Genomic DNA, 18,322 nt, shown 5'->3' with positions numbered 1-18,322 from the left:
GGGGGCCCGCGCGTGTTAATTGTTGCCCCCCCCCCCCCCGCCCCCCGGGCCCCCCCGCCCGCCCATAATTTTGGGGCCCGCGGGGGCCCCCCCCGCGACTGCACCCTGCATAAACTCATCTTCACATTCCTTTAGTAAACTTCATTTCCTTTTCGGGTCTTAGTAATACAACGTCTTTTACAATAACCCAAAAAACTGAAGTATATGAAAACGCTTATTTCCCTCATTACTTTCATCCTGATAGTATCGATTGGTGTAGCAAGTTTTATCTTCTTTAATAATGGAAATTATCAATTATCAGGTTTATTGACACTCGCCGGTTTCCTTTCACTGAATGGCTGGGTGTATTACCTGGTACCCAAAAGAAAGCATGTTTTACAATAGGATTTATATAGGTGTATAGTTTGATTGGTTGATCCCGGCCCAGGCCGGGATTTTTTATGTGCCGCTTATAGTTCCGCTGCTTTGTGACTGCGTATCCGCACTCTCCCCCGGATTGCTTATTTTGCGCAAAATTATCTGTGGGTATGCTGTATGAGATGGTTGGCCGTTTGCCCCTGGCCCTTACAATCACAAGAAGAAAAAAGCACCGCGCCTGGGTTTCCCTGCTGCGGGTGTGCCTGCTCTTCCTGTTGGTGTCTCACGCAAAAGCGCAGGGCCTGCTCTTCAATTCAAACGACAGTCTCCTCCTCAAACGCACATCCTACCAGGTATTCAGCGGTACTGTTCCCCGTTTCCAGGAACAGTTTCAAATCAGCTTCGACCTGTCCATCTGGGACAAAAAACATTTCGGGTACCTGCTGACCCTGAAAGACGATGCCGGGAAATTATACACCCTCAGCTATCTCTATCCTGGAAAGGATACCGGCTTCCTGCATTTCAATATCGGTAACGAAAGCAATAAGATCAAGATCAGGCTTACACCTGAGCAGCTCCGCCAGCGACAGTGGATGACCATCAAACTGGATTTCAGGTTACGGACAGACAGTCTGTACATGTGGGTGAACAACACGGTATACCCGGCAGCAGGGTTCGGGTTCAGTCAATCCATGTCGCCCGCCCTGTATTTCGGTAAATTTGAATACCTCAATGATGTGCCTGCCATGGCCATCAGGAACCTTCAGATAAAAGGAAAAAATATCGAATATATATTCCCATTGAATGAATGGAAAGGAGAGACCGTTCACACCGCCAATGGAAAATCCACCGGTCATGTTGATTTTCCCAACTGGCTCATCAACGAATCATTTTTCTGGAAAGAACGCGCTGCTGTAAAGTTCGATGAAGTGGCAGGTTCCTGCTTCATCCCTGATTCCGCAAAGATCCTCCTATATGGAAAGCGGTCGATGAAAGTGTACGATATCGCTACAGACCAGGTGGAGGAACGGTTCTATAAGAACGAACTTCCCATCAACATGATCCTTGGCAAGAGTATTTACATCCCATCGGAACATAAAGTGTATGTATATGAAGCCAACGATGTCCGCAAAGATGATCCAACCATCGCTTCGCTGGACCTCGCAACGCTTGAATGGCAGGTCATCGGCACTGCCTATGTTCCCGAACAAAGGCATCATCATAATATATTACTGGACAGTCTCACCAACCAGTTCCACCTCTTCGGTGGTTATGGATCTTTCTCTTATTTCAATACATTTTTCCGTTATTCCAAAGAGGCGGATGCCTGGATGCCCGAGCAATACAAAGGAGATACCATCACACCCCGCTTCTTTTCAGCCTCCGGCAATGCCGGAAGGCCGGACGAAGTCTTTCTCTTCGGCGGCTTCGGAAATCCATCGGGACAGCAGGTGGTGGGGGGCAGGCATACCTATGACCTGTACAAAGTGAACCTCAGTTACGGCACCATCAAAAAATTATGGGAGCGGAAGATCACCGATTCCAATTTCGTTCCGGCCAATAACCTGGTGCTCTCGCCAGACCAGAAATATTTCTATGTGATCTGCTACCCGCATCATATTTCCCGCACGGGGCTTCAGCTGTACAAGTTTTCCATTGAAGATGGTTCTTACGGGATCGTCAGTTCCATGGTGCCGGTGGTTTCTGAAAAGATCGAATCGGATATCAATCTATACCTTAATAAAAGCACCGGTGAGCTTTACTGTGTGGTGCAGGAGTTTGCCGATGCCCGCAGATCCAGTATCAGGATCCTCTCTCTGGCCTGGCCCCCGGTACCTTTCCTGCCTGAAAAAGGTGGCAGCCCATGGCCCTGGATCTGGCTCGCCATTACTGTTATTGCAGCAGGCTGCGCCTGGTTCTTTGTGAGAAAAAGTAAAAAAACAGGCAGTATTCCGGAACAGGATAAAGACATTCTTCCTTCGGAAGAAATTTCCGTTGCGGAAATGGGAACTGCTCCTGTAGATGCAGCAACCAGTCCGGCAGCCATCCGCAGGAACGCCATCTTCATCCTCGGTCCCATGGCCGTATATGATAAAAAAGGAACGGAGATCACCCATCTTTTCAGTCCAAAGATCCGCCAGCTCTTTGTACTCATTCTCCTGAAGACCCGGCAGAATGGTATCACTTCCCGTGAAATATCCCTGGCGCTCTGGCCCGACAAGGAAGTTACCAAAACCAAGAATATCCGCGGCGTTAACATCAATCATCTCCGCAATGCCATTGCCGACCTGGAAGGGATCCGGCTGGTATTCACCAACGACAGTTACATTTTTGAAATAGACGAAGGCCTGTTCTGCGACTACCTGGAACTGATGAAAGAGATCAGGCAGCCTTCCGGAATGGACATTACCCCCGTTTTTACCAGGGGTAACCTGCTTGCAGAAAATGATGACCCTTCCCTCGACCCCCTCCGTCAGGGTTATGAAGATGAGGTGATCCCCTTTGTGCTGGAAAAATTAATGGGACTTTACCAGCAGCAGGATTTCAAGACCATCATCCGGCTCACAGACACCGTTCTGGATATCGATCCTTTCAACGAGCAGGCGATCCGGTTCCAGTTAGCTGCCATCCGGCGGTTAAAAGGAGCGGAGGCTGCCCGGAAAAAATATGATGCCTTTGTATCGAATTACGAAAAGTCCTTAGGCGTAACCTATAACACCTCCTTTGAAAAAATGCCCCTGCCGGATTCCGGCGCCTCGCATTAATGGCTGAAAATTCAGCAGGTTAGCGAAATAGTACGGCACTTAATCCCTTTTTTAACCCCTTTATTAATCGGCTCTGTAAAATATTCGCAGGGTGAACAGGGCAGCTTCACCCCCGTTCATAAAAATTAATTGCTATATGAAAAAATCCCTCACGCTATGCCTCTTATGGGTATTTGCAATTCCCCTGATCCTGGCATCCTACGGATGTAAAAAAAAGTTCGATACCACCCGCGAACTCTCCCTGGATTGTATCAAAGAAAAAATAGATAAGATCGGTTCCATCCTGGACACTGCCCGGGTAGGTTCCGATGATTACATGTTCCCCCAGGCCAGCGTGGATGAACTGCAGGCCACCCTGGAAGAAACGAAGACGGGGCTCTCTGCTGCCATGGCCGGACATTTTGTGCTTCAATACGAAGCAGACAATATCTGCCTGAAAGCCGAACAGGCTATGACCCGATTCCTGGGTTCCTATAATTTTACACTGCCCGCCGGTTCCGACGGACAGCTGCTGGTGAACGGTCTCGACCAGAAAGGCAGCATCGATTTCGGAGACAACCCCGAATACTCCGCTTCCAACACTTACACGGTTGAGCTTTGGGTGAAATACAATAAAGATTTCCTGGATTTTGAAATGGCCACCCTGGTGGGGACCACCAGCGAAGGTCCCGATGGCCCCAATAAATTCGAAGGCTGGAATATCCACTACCAGCGTTCCGGTAACCTGCGCGCCAGTATGGGCTGCGGAGCAGGCGTGCTGGAACAGGCCCGTGCATATCCCACCAACTTTGGCGAATGGAACCACGTGGCCCTGGTCTGGAATATCAATGCCACGGCCGGCGCCGGAGAAGACAGGCCCTATCATATGAAAATGTATGTGAACGGCGAGCTCTTCTGGCAGAAGAACAATGATATCCTCAGCGGTGGTCTTCCCCGCCCCATGCTGCCTTCTTCCCGCAAAAAGATGCGCGCCTTCATCGACCCATACCATCCATCCCGCTGCATGACAGGTTATATGAAGAAATTCAGGATCTGGAACGAAGCCAAAACGCAGGACCAGGTGAAAGGCCTGATGATGGCAGATGTTACGGGAACCGAAGCCGGACTGCTTTGCGCCTGGGATTTCCTGAAAGTGCCGGCAGATCCATCGAATGTTCCGGATAAGACAGGCAGGTTCACTGCTAAGATCCAGGGCTCTCATAAATGGATGCCTCTCTGATCCCTTTCTCAATTCCAAAAGACGCTATCATGAAACTTATAACTATTACGCGTATACGCTGTTTATATATTCTGCTGCTGCTTTGCCTTCCTGCTGCGCTCCAGGCCCAGGAATCTGCACAGAAGACCATTAAAGGGACTGTACTGGATACAGCCGGCAATGCACTGCCCGGGGCCAGCATCACCGTTAAAGGACTTAACCGCGGCTCCACTTCCGATGCCGCGGGTGCATTCACTATTACTGCACCAGCCACGGCAGAACTGGAAATCTCTTTATTGGGGTATGCCCCGCAAACCTTTGCTGTGGCCTCTGTCAACGGTCCACTCACCGTCAGGCTCCAGGTAAGCGCCAGTTCACTGGATGGTGTTGTGGTCATCGGTTATGGCACCATCCGCAAAAAAGATGTCACAGGCGCCATCCAGACCATTGACGGGGCTACTTTGGAAAAATCAATGATGCCAGATGTAACGCAGGCCCTCAACGGGCGCGTGAGCGGTGTGAACGTACAGAAGAGCTCCAACAGGCCCGGCGCCGGTTTCAGCGTGCAGGTGCGGGGAACCAACTCGTTCAATTTTTCCAATGAGCCTTTGTATGTGATAGATGGAATTCCCACCACCAATGGCATGCGCTATCTCAACCCTTCCGATATCGAATCGATAGACGTGCTGAAAGACGCCTCTTCCAGCGCCATCTACGGTTCACGCGGCTCCAACGGCGTGGTGATCATCACTACAAAAGGCGGTAAAAAAAGAGATGGCTTCGATGTAAATTATAATGGCTATACCGGCATCAAGATCCCCGCACGCATCCCCGATATGATCGGCTCCCGCGGCGATGGACTCGAATACGTGGATTACCGGATCGCACTCTGGTCAAATAAATACGGCCCTTCTTCACTGAGCCGTCCCGACTTCCTTACTGCTGCTGAAAAAGAAAGAGTACGTTATGGTGAGTACTACGACTGGAGCAGGGAAGTGCTGAAATCAGGCATGATCAACAACCACACCGTGAGTGCTTCCGGCGGTTCAGAAAAAACATCCTACACATTCGGTCTCGGTTACTTCGACGAGGAAGGCATCACCGGCCGTGAGCGTTTCAAAAGAATGACGGCCAACCTGGGACTGGAACACCGCATGAACAGCAAGATCAAACTGGGATTCAATTCCTATGGTTCCAAAGTGAATATAGATGAGGGTTCCAGCGAAGCGCTGATCAATGCGTATTTCCTGCCTCCCATCGTGAGCCCCTATGATGAGAACGGCAACAGTCTGTTCAGGGTACAACCCACCAGCAGCAAGATCAATCCGCTCATCGATATGGAAAACGATATCCGCCAGCGCGAAGAATATTATGCAAACGTGTCAGGATATATTGAAGTGACGCCTATCAAGGACCTCAGCATCAAATCGCAGTTCGCCAGTCAGTATGATACCTGGACCTACGGCAATTTCAAAGGACTGTATACACAGGCCAACAGCGGTGTGAACCCACCCAGCGCTTCCAAATCCACCGGCAAGAACTTCAACTGGGTTTGGGACAATATCATCACCTGGAAAAAGAACGTTGGCAAAGACCATAAGATCCATGCGATCGGTTTGTTCAGCATTCAGAAGGATCAGCATGAAAGTGCTGCCATGCGCGGAGAAGGACTGCCTTACAATTCAGGCTGGCACGCTATTCAGACAGCAGACCAGATCACAGGCGTGGAAAGCAATTACTGGGAATCCGCCATGATGAGCCTGATGGCGCGTGTGAACTATACCTACAAAGGCAAGTACCTGCTCACACTCACCACCCGCTACGATGGTACATCCAGGCTGGCAAAAGATAACCGCTGGGGCATGATGCCATCTGCTGCGCTCGGCTGGCAGATCTCCGAAGAGGATTTCATGAAGGATATTTCTTTTGTGAATGATCTCAAGCTCAGGGTGAGCTATGGCCTTACAGGCAACAACAATGTGCGTCATGATGTTACCCGCACGCGCCTCGCTATGAGCCGCTATCTCTTCGGCGACAAAGGCACTGTAGGTTTCGGGATGGGCAACGAGATCGGAAACCCCAACCTCAAATGGGAGATGACCTCGGAATTCAATGCAGGACTTGATTTCGGCTTCCTCCGCAACCGCATACGTGGTACCCTCGATATTTACAAACGCATCACGCGAGACCTGATCTTCGAAAGAAAAGTAGCCAATATCAACGGCTTCAGCTCCTTCCTGGAGAATGTAGGTTCCACTTCCAATGAAGGGATCGAACTGGGACTGAGCACCGTGAACGTATCCACGAAAAACTTCACCTGGAAAACAGATCTCACCTTCTCTAAGAACCGCAACAAGATCCGTGATCTGTACGGAGATAAGAAGGATGATATCGCCAACCGCTGGTTCATCGGTCAGCCTATCCGCGTGATCTACGATTACAATTTCCTGGGCATCTGGCAGAACGGCGAGAAAGGTGATGCTGCCAAATATGGCAAAGCACCCGGACATATCAAGATCGAAGACAGGAACAACGACAATGCATTCGATGAGCGTGATATGATGATCCTGGGATCACCAAACCCTGACTGGACGGGTGGTATCACCAACACCTTTACTTACAGGAATTTCGATTTCTCAGCATTTGTGTATGTGCGTAAAGGAGGTTTGTACGATGATCCTTTCACCTTCATGTTCACCGCCTGGGATAATGAACACTGGAATAAACTGGATGTGAACTACTGGACGCCCGATAACCCCAATAATGAATATCCCGGTATCGGCGCTGTGAGCCTGCATACACAGGTGCTCTCCAAAGTGAGCGGCACATTTGTGAAGATCCAGAACATGACCATGGGGTATACATTCGACACAGAGAAAATGAAAAGAGTGAAACTGAAGAATCTTCGGGTATACGGAACCGTTAATAATCCGTTCACCTTCACCAAATACCTGGGATCCGATCCCGAGTCCATCGGGGAAGATCCATACAGTACATTGTCTGTAATGCCGATGAGCTTCACCCTTGGACTGAACCTGACATTCTAATCATTCAAATCAGCAGATATGAAGAAGATAATCCCTGTTTCGGTCATTGCAGTGCTGCTCCTGTTTGGCACTGCCGGCTGCAGCAAGTTTCTCGACACAGATAACCCATCCTACACCACGGATGAGCTCTATAATTCAAAATCCGGTCTGGACCGTTTACTGGCCGATATCTATGCCCGCCTCCGTGATCATTACAGTACTGCCAGGATACAGTACTGGGGCACCGATATCTATATGGCCGCTGAAGCCAATCCGGATGCCAATATGTTCAATGCCTACGACGCCAGTTTCAATTCCACGGCCGGTGTGGTAGGCGGGTATTGGAACAACCTGTACAAGATCGCGCAGGAGTGCAATATCATTATCACACGGCTCAAGCCCGATTGGGAAGGAGTGACGCAGGACAGTTACAATACCATGGTAGCGGAAACCAAATTCCTGCGCACCCTGGCTTATTACTACCTTACTGAAACTTTCGGTAAAGTGCCGTTGATCATTGAAGAGCCTGCATCGCCCATTACAGAAGTAACCCAGGAAACAGAGAGCAAGCTCTATGAGTTCATGATCGCTGAACTTGAATCCGTAAAGAATATACTTCCTGTCAGAAGTACGGAGCGTGGCCGTATCAATAAAGCCGCCATGGTGCAACTGCTCGGCAAGCTCTATCTCACCCGTGCGTACAAGCCTTTCAGGCAAACGGATGATTTCAACAAGGCAGCTGCCAACTTCGATCTGATCATCGATGATGCGGCAAAGCCTTATGAACTGCTGCCCAATTTTGCCAGTGTGTTTGATGAGAACAATCAGAATAATCGCGAAGTGATCTTTGCTATCCAGTATTCCTCTGACAGGAACTATAATGGCAGCGGCAATCCTTTGCAAAGCATGTTCGGATTCTGTCTCACCTGCTTCTATCCTGATATGTTCATTGAAGTGCAGAAGGACTATTCTTACATGCAGCGTGAATTCTGGATCAATCCCAAAGCGCATGAGCTCTACACTGATCCTTCCGTGGATGCCCGCTACGACGCCACTTTTGAGCGTTCCTTCCTCATCAATGACCCTGCCCATCCGGACTTCGGCAAGCTGGGCCTGTACTTCCCGGTTTGGAATGATAATTCGGGCGACAGCAAAGGCGCCAAAGAATTCATCTCCTTCAAAGACAATGATGGCAAGTACCGCTGGTATCCGCAGGTGGCCGCCTATCCTGATCTGGCCAAAGGATCGGACAGGATGCCCATAGTTAAGAAATTCAAGGACACGAAGATCCTCTGGCGGGGCGGTGGTTCGCGTGAGGCCGTGGTGTACCGGCTGGCCGACACCTACCTGCTTTCTGCGGAAGCGCACCTGGGAGATAATAACCCCACCAAAGCTTTGCAGCGCGTGAATGATATCCGTCGCCGTGCGGCCGTGAACGATGCCGCAAAACCCAATATGACCATCGGTTCCGTGGATCTGGACATCATCCTGGATGAGCGCGCCCGCGAGCTCATGGGGGAATATGATCGCTGGTTCGATCTCAAGAGGACCGGCAAACTGATCAGCAGAACGCTTGCCTGGAACCCTCAGGCAAAAGCCGCTGGCAACCTGAATGAAAATCACCTGGTGCGTCCCATTCCGCAGGATGAGATCAATAAACTCAAAGGCCTCGGTCAGAACACGGGATATAACAATTAAGCACCATCAAAAACATACACTATGCTCGTCAAAAATATATTGCTGTTATGCCTCTCAGCTTCCATGCTGACATGCTGTTACAAATACAACCGTCCGTCAGGGGAAAGGCCAGCCAGGGAAGAAAAGAAACTCTTTGCAGAACAGTTCGATGCCTTTGCTGATGAAGGCCAGTACTGGGTACCCAAACTGAAACCCGCCAAAAATTACTGGCTGGTTGTGGACAGCAGGAGCAATGAGAACAATGATGATAATAACAGTCTCCGTAATCATATTCTCGCAGAATCCATCATTGGCGTAACTGCCCTGGCAGTGAATGAAGGAAGAAGTGAGACCATGGTGTGGACGCAGGATCCCAATTCCAATTACTCCGAAGTGATCAAGAAGACCGGGATGAGCCATAATGGTAACCAGAGCACCTGGGAACTGATCCAGCACCACGGTAATGTGAAGAGCGTGATCGAGGGGTATATCCTCTGTGATGTGAATAAGGAAGAAAGCGTGAATGCCGCTACAGTGGCTGCACACGTGTATCATGCCATCATTGCCGATGTGAAATATGAGCAGCGTATCAAGGACCTGGGTTATACCATGAAATATGATGCTACCAATAAGACCACAGCGGATACCTGGGCAGAGTTCAAAGACAAATGCAATAACAATGCACTGGTGATGATGCCGGTAATGACCGGTAACCAGCGTGGGTATGCCATTGCGAACAAACTGATGATGGTGAATTTCAACAAGAAATACAACCAGCCGGCAAGTGGTAATAACGAAGCACTGATCAAAGATGTGCTGAACTGGCTGAAACCTCTGTCGCCCGTGATCGGCTGGGAGCAGGGCATCGAGGAGAAGACCTTTGTTGATATGGTATCCAGAAGTGGTAATATGATGGTGCCGTTCGACTGGGCCTGGAATACTACCATCATGAGTGCGGGCTATGAGAACAAACAATCCGGTCTGGCTAAAGTCACCAACCCCCAGTTCCTGAAATTTGATGAGACCAAACATTACGCATCCTTCCTGCTCACCGATGGTGATAATGTGATGTGGATGATGAATGATTTCAATAACAGTTCATTTTATGGCAACCCTGCGGGCGCCACTATCAATATGTCTTACGGATTGCCGGTGGCCAATCTTTCCATGTTCTCTCCTTATCAGCTGGATCGTTTGATGAGCGCACAGCATCAGAATACCTCGCTGGTGGAATATGGGGGTGGTGGTTATTACTACCCGGATAATTTCGGGGAGCTGAAGAACAGGACTGAATTGTTGAAAAGCATGGCAACGAAGATCGGTTCGCATATGCGTCAGCACCGTACCAGGGTATTGGGACTGATCTGCAGCGATGTAGTGTCCGTGAAAGCAAAGGAAGCCTACCAGGCATATATAAGCGAAAATGACCAGCTTACGGGAATCGTGGCGGTTCAGTATACGCCTTATGCAGGTGGCAATGGAGAAGTGATGTGGTTCAGGAATTCAAAGGGAATGGACATCCCGGTGATCACGGCCCGTTACAGCATCTGGAACCATGGCTCACAGAACCATGTCAGTGAAGGAACTCCGGCATATATCGCTTCAAAGATCAATGCCCTGGCAGCTGGTAATGAAAAAACATATACCCTCACCATGGTGCATGCCTGGTCTGATTTCAAGGATATCGGTACTTCCAATGACCCGCTGGCAGAGAACAATGGCGGTAATCAGCGCGGTGTTACACCGGCCAGCTGGTGCGCAAGAAGGCTGAATGAGAATGTGAAAGTGGTGAACGTGGAAGAGCTGATCTGGCAGCTGCGCATGAAACAACGCCCGGAGCAGACGAAAGAATTCCTCAAACAATATTTCTAAGTCAGCACTGAATTTGCAGTTTGTGGGCGCACGGTTTTTACACCGGCGCCCTTTTTCTATTTATCAGGTTGTGTCCAGTCGCTCGCGTCCCCGCGAGTGACTTCTGTTTGCTCGCCTCTGGCGAGCGCAGTGTAACCGGGAGGCGACGAAATAGAAGTACTCGCCAGCGGCGAGCTGCTGGGCATATCCTGTGTCTTCCCAAAAAAACGTTAAAGGGATTATCCTCTTTATGTAATCTTCTTTGAATCTCATCTTCCTTCCAAACCAGTCATTTAACTTAACCAACCACCTATGCGTATTCTCCTCATCGCAACGGCAGCAATTTCCCTGGGCGGCGCCTGTATTGATGGCCATGCCCGGAATGATCAGAAAGGCGGACAGCCATCCGGCGCTTTTTTACCAGGCACTTTTGATTCCACCAAACTCATCAACTGGACGGTCAGGACCGGCAACGCCTATTATATGCGCGACTCCGGCGACGCCATTTATCTCTACATCAATGTAGTGAGTGGCGATGTGAAACAGGAAAAGCCACGTACACCCCTGAACGTGTCGCTGGTACTGGATCGTAGCGGGTCCATGGCCGGCGAAAAGATCGAATATGCGCGCAAGGCCGCCAGGTTCCTGGTAGACCAGCTGAATGATAAGGATTATCTCTCCATTGTGAACTATGATGACCTGGTGGAAGTGACCAGTGCATCGCAGCCCATCAAAAACAAAGAGTACCTGCGCAAGCGCATCGATGAGATCACAGACCGTGGCTCCACCAACCTCAGCGGCGGTATGCTGGAAGGCTATACCCAGGTGAAGAGCACAAAAAAAGATGGCTATGTGAACCGCGTACTCCTGCTGACGGATGGCCTGGCCAATACCGGGGTAGTAGATCCGCAGGAGCTTAAAAGGATCGTGCAGACGAAATACCTCGAAGAAGGCGTTGCCCTCTCAACATTCGGTCTGGGCGCTGATTACAATGAAGACCTGCTCACTTTGCTGGCCGAGACCGGCCGCGCCAATTATTATTTCATCGACAGTGCCGATAAGATCCCCGCACTCTTTGCTCGCGAACTGAAAGGACTGCTCAATGTAGTGGCACAGAATGCCGTGGTGCAGCTGGAACTGCCACAGGGTGTGAAATGCGAGAAAGTATACGGTTATCCTTTCGAAGAGAAGGACGGTAAACTCCAGATCCGTTTCAATGATATCTATGCTAAAGATGAAAAAGCAATTCTGATCAAACTCATCCGTCCGAAAACGGCTACAGAAACCCTGAACTTTACCTGCAAACTGCAGTACACGGATGCCAACCAACTGAAGGATATGAAAGAAGAGAAATCGGTGGCCATCAAACAAACCGGTAATGCAGGGCTTTACAGGGAAGGAGAGGACAAACTGGTGCAGGAAATGCTGGCCCTGTTTGAATCCACAGAGGAATTTGATGTGATCATGGCTAAGGTGGATGACGGGGATTATGAAAGAGCGAAGTCGGAAGCGGCCATCTCTCTTCAGAAACTGGAAAGTAAATCCAGACACTACAATTCCGCCAGACTGGAAGAGCAGAAAGTGAAGATGAAGGAATATGTGAAACGGATCGATAGTGTACAGACCATGCAGGTGGAGGACCGGAAGATGTATCAGAAGAGCAACAAGAGCGCAAACTATGAAGTGAAAAAGCAGAAGAAATTCTGATGAGATAGCAGGGGGCCTAAAACGAATGGGGCTGACCATAAAGATCAGCCCCGTTTTTGTTGCTGTCATCTGAGCTATCCGGGCTCAAAGAATGTATCCTCAGAATCCCATCTGTATGCCTACCGGCTTCTGAACCACATTCAGATGTGATTCAGTAATGGAATTGGAGTTTATATTGAACAAATAGAATGATCCCTTCATCGCTTTGGATGAATTTGGATCATATGTTACCACGCCGATATTCTGCAGACTGACAGTGCCGCCTTCATTAAACCCAAACACGGCAATATCTCCCGACTGGTCATCCGGCAATGTGAACACTTTCTGTAATTCCATTCCCATTACCGTGGTGCGGTACACGCTTCTGCCAATAGCGAAATACCAGAAATTGGAAGTGAAATTAAAATAAGGATACACCATCTTGTCCAGGTCCGGAACGGTGGTTTCCGCAATTTTGGTGATGCTGTTCACTGCCTGATACCCGTTCAGTGTGATCAGGAAAGAGGCGAGCTTATCATCTTTCTTCATCAGCATTACATAACAGTATGCCCCATTCAGGTAGTGCTCAAATCCCCTGATGAAAGTATAACCTGCGGTGATCGACTGGTCCAGCGGCCCTTCGATATTACTGATATAACTATCGTTCGCGGCGGCATTGGCCGTCATGAAGATCCTTACTTTTTTATTCCGGTAATCCCATCCGGCCAGCAGCCTGGAATAAAGGCTCCTGCTGGTGAACAATCCCGTTTCTCCAAAATCATAGTTCAATGGATCGCCAGGGTAGAGCACGCTGCTGATCACCCCTTTGTTCATCATATGGGCCTTGCCATTCACCAGGATATAGTTGTGGCTGGCCGTTGCCATACGTACGTACTGCGTGATATTGAACGCGGCAGGAGGTTCAATGAAAGATGACCGGTTGTACAGGAGTGTAGGCCGCATATCATTCACAAAGATCTCCATCACATTGGCGTCGGACTCTTTGGTGGCCGTCATGATGGTGAACGTGTAATTGGTGGATGAATTGCCGTAATTGATCCTCAGGCCCAGATCGATGGGGTATTTGCCGATAGGTCTGTCGGCCACCATGGTGGCTTCCTTGAACTGGTTGTTCACTGATAGTGCCGAGTGCGTATACAGAACGGCGTTATGACTATCATCTTCCGTCAGGATATAAGTTCCGCGGGAAGCGTCATTGCTGATCTCCAGTGTGAAATTATAGGTGTAGAGGGCATCGGTACTAAGGTCCCTGATAAAATAATAGCCTACCAGTTTCCCGTAGCCCATATCGGCAACGGTATGCAGTTCTTTGGTCCTTGCAATGGTGTCGTTCTCTATCACCCAGGCAAACCTGAGCCTGCTGGTATCGGCCTGGGACAGGGTGCCTGTAACCATTGGTTTGAAATGGATGGAGTCTCCGTGAACCACCCTGTAGATCCGTTGTGAATTATGTTCTCCCATCAGCATGCTGTCGATGCTGATCTTGTTGGTTTGTGTGTAATCATAGTTTCCCAGATCCCTGGAGCAGGAGCCCGCCAGCAGGGAAACAGCTATCAATGCATATATCAGAAGTTTCATGGCAGTTGGTTTATGGTAAAAGAATGCGGGGCAGTGTCTGGTCTCCGTTGGGATATACTGCATTATCGATGAAGTATTGTTTCAGGAAGTTCACATACATGAATGTAACCGGGTACCAGCTTGCAGTTGCCGAGGTGGGCATATTGTTCCAGTAGTAAACAGGTCCCGGTGCTGCGGTGTACAGGTCAGGAGAAGGATCGGCACCCAGGTAATACACCTGGATCCATCTTTCATATACTTCAGGATAGAAAGTGCCAAACTGATTGCGCCAGGTGAACCACCATTTGGGTTCCAGCAACTGGTTGGTGAAGATGATCCGTAGTTTTTCGTTGTACTTGTTCCCGATCAGGAATTCATTGTCCTCTTTCAGCTGTATCGTGAATTGCATGATATTGTTACGAAGCGCTGCACCTTTTTTGATCTTTATATACAATGTGTCCGAAACCTTTCCGGACCTGATCACCGGTTCGGAGAACGATACCAGGGAAGGATCGTAATTGCTGCTCTCTGCCGTGATACTGTACGTGAACCTGCGGTCCTGCTCTGTAGAAGTGCCTGCAATCTTTACCGGTATGGCAAATGTCTTCTCTTCCAGGTCGGGGTTGTCCATGGCGAAAGAATAACTGATACTGTCTATATACACTTCAACCGGCCTGATGGCGGTATTGGGCACGCCAAAATAGATATACGACCGCGCTGTGTTGAATATGTCTACAGTCTTATCCTTAGAACAGCCGGTGAGCATGGTGGCCACCGATACAATAACCAGGTATGTATAATGAAGGAGTTGTTTCATAATTGATTAGTTGGATCCTTTTAAGGATTGTTGTAAATAGTTTCATCAACGGGAATGGGTAACCGATATACAGAAATATCGGGCTGGATGGTTCCCGTAGGCCGTACCATCGGTCTGTACATTCTTTTATACATCAGGTATACATATCCTTCGCCGGGATATTCTTTCCTGCTTTCATCGATGATGAAATTCATCACCATTTCCTGGGTGGTGGTGGCGGGGTCATAAGGGATTTCAGCGCTGAGGTTCCTGCTCAGTCGGAGCCTGTTCAGCCATTGCATGGCCAGTTGCGGATCGGTGGCCACTTTGGTTTCCGCCATGATGAAATACATTTCCGGAAGCGCTATCATGTTCACCTCAAACTGATCCTGCGTGGCGGTGGATAAAGTGTCGATCTCCAGTTTGGTGAACCGGTACTGGTTGGTGCCGATCACCCCGAACCAGTTGATCCAGCGGTAATCATTGGCACTTCCGTGCACACTGTTCCTGTACAGGTTATTCATGAGATACGTGTACTGCGGTACCAGCACAGGAGAGGCAGTAGCGGTGATGTCCGGAAGATAACCGGCCAGCATGTCGCGATGATTGTAAATGTATAAACCGAACAGGTTCTCTACTGCGAAACGTTTGTTCCTGCTAGTCACGTCTGTGCTGGTGATGAGGCGGATGGCAGCCTGTTGGTTGCTTTGCAACTCAGTGATCACCGCATTGGCGCGGGTATAGGCTTCCTCTTGTTTTCCTGCCCACATGCTCAGTCTTGCCTTTAATCCCAGCACAGCATAAAAGTTCATACGGATACCTCTGCGGTCGATGAGGGAATTGTACCGGATAGTGCCGAATCCATTTCCATTGGTGGTCCTGCCGATGGTTTTGATCGTATCGTTCTTCAGCAGCAACTCTGCTTCGGACAGATCACGTTCTACGCGTTCGATCACTTCTCCGGCGGAAAGGAATGGCTGTGGCAGGTTGCCCGCGCTCTGATAATAGGGAATGGCTTTGGCGCCTGCACCTTCCTGCTTGATAGATGAACCGAACAAACGAAGCAATTCAAGATGTGCAAAAGCGCGCATGCCGGTTGCTTCTCCTTTGATCAGGGAATAGTATTTGTCGTCCTTTATGTTCTCGATATTCTTGAGGATGGTGTTGGTCTTGTTGATAGCAGTATACAAACCAGACCAGATCCCGGAGATCATCGGTTGATAAGCAGGCAGTTGGTAGTTCAATCCAATGATATTGGAATAAGGGTTCTGCTGCGCAGGAATATTCCAGTATCCGGCCATAACATCCAGCATGCCGTATTTCAGTTCCCGTCCATAGAGTGCAGGAGTGGTAAGGCCGTAGTAAACATCGGCGAGTGCATTTTCAAAACCATCCCGGTTGGTGAACAGTTCGTTCTCGAAAACCTTATCGTTGGGCGTTACATCCAGGAATTTTTTACATCCTGTGAGTGTGGCCACCAGCGTTATAAGGACTATCTGAATATATTTCATGATACTAAGTTGTGTTGTGATTAATATTCAACGGTAAGGCCAAGGTTATACGTTCTGGCAAACGGATAATCAGTGCCGCGCTCCATGCGGATGCTGCTTACTCTGAACATATCGTTGGTAGAGAAATTGAGCCTTAATCGCTGGATCCGGTATTTAGCCAGTTTCACTTTCATGAAATCGTAATTGATATTCAGACTGGCCAGGCGTAAGGTGTTTTCCTTTTGTACAAAACGGGTGGTCAGCTGTGTGATGGTCTGGTCCGCGATGCTCTTGTACATGGAAATATCACCGGGGTTCTTCCATCGCTGTTGCAGCGTACGGAGGTCGGCATTCTCATAAGGACTGGCGTTTTCCACTTTATCAACCAGTGTGTTGTTATAGATATCTGCACCGAGTGTGTAATAGAAGAAAAGTCTTACGGACAGGCCTTTCCAGGTGAGGTCGGTGCCGAAAGTGCCGCTGAGCCTGGGCTCTTTATCGCCAGCCACTACCTGGTTCTTAGCGTCCCAGGTATACGTTCTGTTGCCATTGAGATCGAGGTACAATTCACGTCCACTGGCCGGATCGATGCCGAGAGAACGCACAGCACGGAAGATGGTGAGCGACTGGTTCTCTTCATAGTAAGCGGAAGTCCTTTTGATGGCGCCATTGCTTTCTTTAGTTACGAGTGATTCATTGAGTTTCCTCAGCTCATCGGAGATCTTCACCAGCCTGCTCTGGTTCTTCACGGCAGCAAAGTTCAGGCTCCAGTAGAATTGCTTTTCAGGGTTCGAGTAGGCCATCACGGTAGTGCTCAGTTCAAAACCGCGGTTCCTTACTTCGCCCAGGTTTTCATAGATCCTGTTGTCTGCAAATCCGAGGGATGGCGCCACTGTAATGGCTGAGATCATCCGGTTGGTGGTGCGTTCATACAGGTTGAACCTCACATTGATGCGCTGGCCCCAGAAAGCGGCGTCTATACCGGCGCTTTTCTGGAAGATCTTGGGCCATGTGAGCGCCGGGTTACCCTGGCTTACATACATGGTGGTATTTTTTTTGAAGTAGCGCGCAGCGGGTGAAAAGAGGTAGGCGGTAGTGGTCATATCGGCCGTGAAATTCTCATTACCTGTTTCGCCGATATTGGCGAAGATGCGGAACATGTCGAGGCCATTCACATGAAAGAATTTCTCTTTGTGCAGATTGTATCCGAGGCCTGCGCTCCAGAATGAACCGAAGCGGTTGTCTTCTCCGAATTTGGAAGAACCATCGATGCGGTAGGAGAAGTCTGCCAGGTATTTCAGATCATAATCATAGTGCAGGTTGGAAGCAAGGCCCAGCAGTCTTTCCGGAACACTGGTGTAAGTGGGTCTAGCATTGGAATAACTCAGCGCCAGGCTGGGGCTTACAAAACGATCGTCCACAAATCCGCGCAGGGTATCTGATCTGCCTGAGATCCTGCTGGAACGGGCTTCTCCGATCACTGCGGCATTCAGTGAATGCAGGCCGATCGTTTTACCATACTGAAGTGTAAGATTGGCCTGGTATTGTGTTGCTCCCCCGTTGCTCACGGCATACAGCCCTTTCCTGTCTTCTGCTGTTTCTGAAAGGAATCTTGTATTGTAAGGGGAGATGTAGAGCTCTCCATCATTGAAGGTCTTCGACAATACGCCTACGGCATTCAGTCTGAATCCGCTGCCGATAAACCATTCGATCGAAAGATTATTGGTGAGAATGGAACTGTTGGTGAAATTCTTATAAGGCAGGCTTGCATTGTACAAAGGATTATAAGCTACGCCTCCGGCCAGTGAAGTGGCAAACTGTCCAAGGTCATTGTAACGGGCGATGAGCTGCCCATTATCATCGTGGATCCTTTCATAAGGATTCATTCTTGTGTACAG

Annotated in this window: 10 protein-coding genes and 1 pseudogene; 7 read left to right on the top strand and 4 right to left on the bottom strand. The window is 49.2% G+C overall.

The features are described 5' to 3' along the window. Positions 1-204: 204 nt before the first annotated feature. From ACTHMC_RS06045 to ACTHMC_RS06015, 7 genes are all read left to right on the top strand, one after another. Positions 205-384 (top strand): hypothetical protein, encoded by a 180-nt coding sequence (locus ACTHMC_RS06045; RefSeq protein ID WP_440411742.1) that lies wholly within the window; start codon positions 205-207, stop codon positions 382-384. Positions 385-527: 143 nt separating this feature from the next. Continuing rightward, positions 528-3,122, top strand: coding sequence for a hypothetical protein (locus ACTHMC_RS06040; RefSeq protein ID WP_440411740.1), 2,595 nt, complete (start codon positions 528-530; stop codon positions 3,120-3,122). A gap of 136 nt (positions 3,123-3,258) precedes the next feature. Then, a complete protein-coding gene (locus ACTHMC_RS06035; RefSeq protein WP_440411738.1) occupies positions 3,259-4,341 on the top strand; it encodes a LamG-like jellyroll fold domain-containing protein in 1,083 nt (360 codons plus the stop codon). A gap of 29 nt (positions 4,342-4,370) precedes the next feature. Then, positions 4,371-7,367, top strand: a complete 2,997-nt coding sequence (locus ACTHMC_RS06030) for a SusC/RagA family TonB-linked outer membrane protein (RefSeq protein WP_440411736.1) — start codon at positions 4,371-4,373, stop codon at positions 7,365-7,367. Between the two features lie 18 nt (positions 7,368-7,385). Next, positions 7,386-9,044 (top strand): RagB/SusD family nutrient uptake outer membrane protein, encoded by a 1,659-nt coding sequence (locus ACTHMC_RS06025; RefSeq protein ID WP_440411734.1) that lies wholly within the window; start codon positions 7,386-7,388, stop codon positions 9,042-9,044. 21 nt (positions 9,045-9,065) lie between these two features. After that, positions 9,066-10,895 (top strand): hypothetical protein, encoded by a 1,830-nt coding sequence (locus ACTHMC_RS06020; protein ID WP_440411732.1) that lies wholly within the window; start codon positions 9,066-9,068, stop codon positions 10,893-10,895. Positions 10,896-11,186: 291 nt separating this feature from the next. Next, complete coding sequence (locus tag ACTHMC_RS06015) at positions 11,187-12,581, top strand: vWA domain-containing protein (protein WP_440411730.1); 1,395 nt, start codon at positions 11,187-11,189, stop codon at positions 12,579-12,581. A gap of 99 nt (positions 12,582-12,680) precedes the next feature. Here the strand turns inward: ACTHMC_RS06015 and ACTHMC_RS06010 are convergent, their stop codons facing one another. The 4 genes and pseudogenes from ACTHMC_RS06010 to ACTHMC_RS05995 all read right to left on the bottom strand — a co-directional run. After that, the gene (locus ACTHMC_RS06010) at positions 12,681-14,159 is read right to left on the bottom strand and encodes a PKD-like family lipoprotein (protein WP_440411728.1); all 1,479 of its coding nucleotides are present in this window, start codon (positions 14,157-14,159) and stop codon (positions 12,681-12,683) included. A 10-nt stretch (positions 14,160-14,169) separates the two neighbouring features. Then, positions 14,170-14,955 carry a DUF4843 domain-containing protein gene (locus ACTHMC_RS06005; RefSeq protein WP_440411726.1) on the bottom strand — a complete coding sequence of 262 codons (786 nt, stop codon included), beginning with the start codon at positions 14,953-14,955 and terminating at the stop codon, positions 14,170-14,172. Positions 14,956-14,975: 20 nt separating this feature from the next. Then, positions 14,976-16,445: a RagB/SusD family nutrient uptake outer membrane protein gene (locus ACTHMC_RS06000; protein ID WP_440411724.1), complete on the bottom strand. Its 1,470-nt coding sequence runs from the start codon at positions 16,443-16,445 to the stop codon at positions 14,976-14,978. Between the two features lie 20 nt (positions 16,446-16,465). Continuing rightward, positions 16,466-18,322 (bottom strand): annotated as a pseudogene (locus ACTHMC_RS05995) (hypothetical protein); the annotation flags it as partial.

Origin of the sequence: Pseudobacter sp. (assembly GCF_051955275.1) — a bacterium.
Taxonomy (GTDB): domain Bacteria; phylum Bacteroidota; class Bacteroidia; order Chitinophagales; family Chitinophagaceae; genus Pseudobacter.
Note: the sequence above shows the minus strand (reverse complement) of the source record. Positions and strands in the feature narration are given on the sequence as shown.

Excerpts from the sequence above, each read along its gene's own strand:
- ACTHMC_RS06015 (WP_440411730.1), top strand. The coding sequence starts at position 11,187 with ATGCGTATTCTCCTCATCGCAACGGCAGCAATTTCCCTGGGCGGCGCC.
- ACTHMC_RS06040 (WP_440411740.1), top strand. The coding sequence starts at position 528 with ATGCTGTATGAGATGGTTGGCCGTTTGCCCCTGGCCCTTACAATCACA.
- ACTHMC_RS06045 (WP_440411742.1), top strand. The coding sequence starts at position 205 with ATGAAAACGCTTATTTCCCTCATTACTTTCATCCTGATAGTATCGATT.
- ACTHMC_RS06020 (WP_440411732.1), top strand. The coding sequence starts at position 9,066 with ATGCTCGTCAAAAATATATTGCTGTTATGCCTCTCAGCTTCCATGCTG.
- ACTHMC_RS06030 (WP_440411736.1), top strand. The coding sequence starts at position 4,371 with ATGAAACTTATAACTATTACGCGTATACGCTGTTTATATATTCTGCTG.
- ACTHMC_RS06005 (WP_440411726.1), bottom strand. The coding sequence starts at position 14,955 with ATGAAACAACTCCTTCATTATACATACCTGGTTATTGTATCGGTGGCC.
- ACTHMC_RS06010 (WP_440411728.1), bottom strand. The coding sequence starts at position 14,159 with ATGAAACTTCTGATATATGCATTGATAGCTGTTTCCCTGCTGGCGGGC.
- ACTHMC_RS06035 (WP_440411738.1), top strand. The coding sequence starts at position 3,259 with ATGAAAAAATCCCTCACGCTATGCCTCTTATGGGTATTTGCAATTCCC.
- ACTHMC_RS06025 (WP_440411734.1), top strand. The coding sequence starts at position 7,386 with ATGAAGAAGATAATCCCTGTTTCGGTCATTGCAGTGCTGCTCCTGTTT.
- ACTHMC_RS06000 (WP_440411724.1), bottom strand. The coding sequence starts at position 16,445 with ATGAAATATATTCAGATAGTCCTTATAACGCTGGTGGCCACACTCACA.